Here is a 3,211-nt window from a genome sequence, read left to right as displayed (position 1 = left end):
GGCCTCCAGCTTCTCCACCAGGTCGCCCGCGATGATGTGTGGCGGGTCGGTGGCGGCGATGTCGAGAGCGGCGTCCAGGCGGGGCACGCGCTCGGACTGCTGCCCGGGCCAGATCAGGCTGCGTAGCCAGGCCCGCGAGTCGGCGTGGGCGGGGTCGATCGGGGAGAGGTCCACCCCGCCTCGGTGGACGACGTCGGGCAGGGACTGCGGGCGGGGGACGCCGTCGCGCAGGGCGCAGTCGAGGACCGGGATGTCGGCGGCGGAGGCGGCCGTGTCCGATCCCACCGGTCGCAGCTCGTGGGTGGAGCCGCCGTCGAGCGCGTACCGGTAGGCGTACCGGTCCGGGTACAGGCACAGACCGGCGGAGGCTCCCATCTCCACCAGCGAGAGCGGGCCCGGGAGCAGCGAGAGGAACGGCAGGAGTACCGCGCACCGCTTGGCCTCGTTGGTCTGCGTGGAGTGGGTGAGGGCGATCTGTTCGATCCGCGTCCAGTGGGCGTGGACGAACTCCCGGAACGCCGGGTAGTCCTCGGTCTCGGGCGCGCCGGCGTGCCGGGCGGAGGCGAAGACGAGTGCGGGCTGTCTCTTGATCCGGGGCAGTCTCCCGATGAGTTCGCACGTCGCGGGGTCCCCGGCGATCCCCCGGGCCCATGCCAGGTAGACAGGGGTGCGGCCGCGGACCTCGAATTCGGCGAACTCGGCGTAGCGGGTGGGAACGTCGTCGACGTGCGCGGAGTCCATTCCGCCAGCGTGGCATACCGGCCGCCCCGGATCACCCGCATCGCCTCACCTGCATCGCCTCACCCGCATCGCCTCACGCAGGGTCACGACGGATCCCCCGGGTGCTGGCGCGGTGGCGGGGGACCGGGTATGTTGGTGATGCATCAACCACTGGCCGCGACGACGACCGTAGGAGACCCCATGGCAGACGACACCGAGTTCATCGCAGCCAAGAACGCCTCGGAGGACGGGGAGTTCGTCCGCGACGCCACCTACATCAACGATCGGGTCGTGGCGGATCTCCCGGCGGGATCGGACCCGGTGGGCGAGAAGATCGGCGAGATGCGGTGGCCCGTCGAGGCCGGACGGTACCGCCTGATGGCGGCCCGTGCGTGCCCCTGGGCCAGCCGCTCGATCATCGTCCGCCGTCTGATGGGCCTGGAGGGCGCCATCTCCATGGGACTGGCCGGACCGACCCACGACGTCAACTCCTGGGTCTTCGACCTCGACCCCGACGGCAAGGACCCGGTCACGGGCATGCACCGGCTCCAGGAGGCCTACTTCAACCGGATCCCCGACTACCCGCGCGGCATCACGGTCCCGGCCCTCGTCGACCTGCCCACCGGGTCGGTGGTGACCAACGCCTACCAGAAACTCAACTTCGATCTGCTCACGGAATGGTCGGCGTTCCACCGTGACGGCGCCCCGGACCTGTACCCCGACGAGCACCGCGACGAGATCGACGAACTGGACTCGTGGATCTACCCGACCGTGAACAACGGCGTGTACCGCAGCGGGTTCGCGGCCGAGCAGGGCGCCTACGAACAGGCCTACGACGAGCTCTGGGCCTCGCTCGACAGGCTCGAGGAGCGGTTGACCACCCGTCGGTACCTCGCCGGTGACACGATCACCGTCGCGGACATCCGGCTGTTCACCACTCTGGTGCGTTTCGACGCGGTCTACCACGGCCACTTCAAGGCCAACCGCAACAAGATCACCGAGATGCCGGCCCTGTGGGGCTACCTGCGCGACCTGTTCCAGACGCCCGGCTTCGGTGACACCTGCGACTTCCCGCAGATCAAGGAGCACTACTACAACGTCCACCGCGACGTGAACCCCACCGGAATCGTGCCCAAGGGGCCGGACCTCGCGGGCCTCCTCTCCCCGCATCACCGCGAGGAGTTGGGTGGCCGCCCGTTCGGCGCCGGCACCGCCCCGGGTCCGATCGAGGACCCGTCCGAACGGGTCCCGGAGGGGCACGGAGCAGGCTAGTCCGGGTCCGTGGGCCTAGACTGGCTCGCTGTGAACCCGGCCCCGTCCGAACTCGGTCGCTATCGACGAAGCGCCCGTCAGTTTCTCATGTTCGGGATCGTCGGCGGGTCCGGGATGGTCGTCAACATGATCGTCACGGTTCTGATGAACAGGGCCAACGGCGGGACCCAGAACGCCCAGGACATCCTGTTCCCGTTCTCCGGCACGGAGTACAACTTCCGCTTCACCACGCTGGTGTGGATCGTGGCGTTCCTGGTGGCCAATGTCTACAACTTCATGCTCAACCGGCACTGGACCTTCGGTAAGGGACACAAGGCGCCGGTCATGCAGGAGTTCTGGCCGTTCCTGCTGGTGGGATCGGTGGCTGCGGCCGCGGGGATCTTCATCAAGCTGGCCTTCACCAACCCCACCTCCCCGCTCTACCTGCCCGAACCGTGGTGGCACGAGGACGCGGGGATCCACTCCCGGGAGTACTGGAGTCAGCTGTTGACGATCCTCATCACGATGCCGATCAACTTCGTCGTCAACAAGCTCTGGACGTTCCGCTCCGTCCGTCGCCGTCACCACGCCCGCTCCACCGCGGACGCGGTGGTCTAGGAGGTCGGTCGTGGAGTCCTCGCCACTCGTCCTGTGGTTCGACCTGATGGGCGTGTTCTTCTTCGCGTTGTCCGGGAACCTGTTGGCGGCGCGGAAGGACATCGACATCACCGGTGGTCTGGTGCTGGGGCTGCTCGCCGGCCTGGGCGGCGGCATCATCCGCGACGTCCTGCTGGGCGTCACGCCGCTCGCGCTGTCGCAGCCGGTCTACCTGGTCCCCCCGGTGGTCGCAGCGATCGTGGTGTACCTGCTCGGCTCGCTCATCCACCGGGTGCGGACGCTGATCGTGACGTTCGACGCCGCCGGTCTCGGGCTGTTCTGCACCTTCGGCACGGCCCGGGCGCTGGACCACGGGATGCCGATCGCGTCGGCGCTGCTGCTCGGCGTGGTCACCGCAGTGGGCGGCGGTCTCCTGCGCGACGTGGTGGCCAACGAGATCCCGGCGGTGTTCAGCGGCTCGAACCTGTACGTCATCCCGGCGGCGACGGGGGCCGCCCTGACGGCCGTCGCGGTGGGGACCGACACCTGGGGGCCGGTCGCCGCGACCGTCCTGTCGGCGCTGGTGTTCGCCTTCCGGATGGTGGCATGGCGCCGCGAGTGGCGCGTCCCGGCGCCGGTGCGA

General features: G+C 69.1%; 4 protein-coding genes. 3 read left to right on the top strand and 1 reads right to left on the bottom strand.

What is annotated here, in order from left to right; translation table 11 throughout:
- On the bottom strand, positions 1-741 hold a 741-nt coding region (locus G6021_RS10630; protein ID WP_182641255.1), incomplete at its 3' end, for a DUF2332 domain-containing protein.
- 180 nt (positions 742-921) lie between these two features.
- Here G6021_RS10630 and G6021_RS10625 point away from each other — a divergent pair.
- From G6021_RS10625 to G6021_RS10615, 3 genes are all read left to right on the top strand, one after another.
- On the top strand, positions 922-1,992 hold the full coding sequence (locus G6021_RS10625) for a glutathione S-transferase C-terminal domain-containing protein (RefSeq protein ID WP_182641254.1): 1,071 nt from the start codon (positions 922-924) through the stop codon (positions 1,990-1,992).
- Between the two features lie 30 nt (positions 1,993-2,022).
- Entirely contained in the window at positions 2,023-2,589 is a 567-nt protein-coding gene (locus tag G6021_RS10620) for a GtrA family protein (RefSeq protein ID WP_259844393.1), read from the top strand.
- 10 nt (positions 2,590-2,599) lie between these two features.
- Positions 2,600-3,211 (top strand): TRIC cation channel family protein (locus G6021_RS10615; protein WP_182641253.1); only part of this gene is annotated, 612 nt, incomplete at its 3' end.

The sequence above is a fragment of the Dietzia sp. CW19 genome, assembly GCF_014145265.1.
Lineage (GTDB): Bacteria > Actinomycetota > Actinomycetes > Mycobacteriales > Mycobacteriaceae > Dietzia > Dietzia natronolimnaea.
The sequence above is the reverse complement of the archived record's forward strand: the minus strand, read 5'-3'. Positions and strand labels throughout refer to the sequence as shown.